This is a genomic window from Massilia sp. P2_C2 (assembly GCF_056404615.1).
Window position 1 is genome coordinate 1 of sequence record NZ_JBFUDR010000631.1, and the last position, 1,038, is coordinate 1,038.

Annotated in this window: 1 protein-coding gene; it reads right to left on the bottom strand. The window is 58.3% G+C overall.

Features of this window, described 5'->3' with window-relative positions; translation table 11 throughout:
- Nucleotides 1-254: 254 nt before the first annotated feature.
- Complete coding sequence (ssb, locus tag AC1DYX_RS31465; RefSeq protein WP_477266175.1) at nt 255-755, bottom strand: single-stranded DNA-binding protein; 501 nt, start codon at nt 753-755, stop codon at nt 255-257.
- Between the last annotated feature and the right edge of the window lie 283 nt (nt 756-1,038).

Genomic DNA, 1,038 nt, shown 5'->3' on the forward strand with positions numbered 1-1,038 from the left:
GCCGGGTCCGAAGTCACCGCCGTCGTTTCGGCAAACGCGTGCCGGGTCGAAATAATGACGAGCGTGGCAGTGAGGAGAGCAGCGAGCGGTTTCAAGTCAGGTCCTTTCCCTAGAGGTAATATATTTACATCTTGGAAAGTATATATTACGACAAGAAAATTGCCAAAATGTTGTGACCATTCGACTGGGATGCTACAAGAAAAAGCCCGCTTTCTTGCGAAGAGCGGGCTTTCATGTACTGGGAACAGTTCCAGTTAGAACGGGATATCGTCATCCATATCCGAGAAGTTGGGCGCCGGTTTCGGCTGCGGACGTGCGGCCGGGGCCGGCGGCGTCTGGCGCGGGGCCGGGCGGCTCGGCGGGGCGTCGTAGCCGCCCATGTCGTCGCCACCACCGTAGCTGTCGCCGCCGCCCATGCCCTGGCGGCCGCCCAGCATCTGCATGTTTTCAGCGATGATGTCGGTGGCGTAGCGCTCGATGCCGTCCTTGTCGGTGTATTTGCGGGTCTGCAGGCGGCCCTCCACGTAGACCGAGGAACCCTTCTTGAGGTACTGGCCGACGATTTCGGCGAGGCGGCCGAAGAACGAGATGCGGTGCCACTCGGTCAGCTCTTTCTGCTCACCGGTGTTGCGGTCCTTCGATTTGTAGGACGTCGCCACGGCGATGTTGGCGATGGCGTCGCCGCTCGGCATGTAGCGGATTTCCGGATCGCGGCCCAGGTTGCCGACGATAATGACCTTGTTAACTGATGCCATTTTGTAATGCTCCTTTGGATGATCCCGGACTCTGCGTGATGACTAGGCGTCAGGGAAACTGTTGAATTGCGTCCGCTATTATGCCTGTTTCGTTGCCTCTGGTTGCAACTTTTTGTGCATGTCGCGGACCCGGCGGACACCGTTTTGCAGTACCCGCTCAGACCTCGAATATGAGGGCGAAGTGCCCGTTTTAGAAGAGATCCACATCAATATTCTGTAGGGTGGGCACCCCTGTGCCCACGCGTAACGCTTGCATCACCGTTGGCATCGCGTGGGCACAGGG

Excerpts from the sequence above, each read along its gene's own strand:
- ssb (WP_477266175.1), bottom strand. The coding sequence starts at position 755 with ATGGCATCAGTTAACAAGGTCATTATCGTCGGCAACCTGGGCCGCGAT.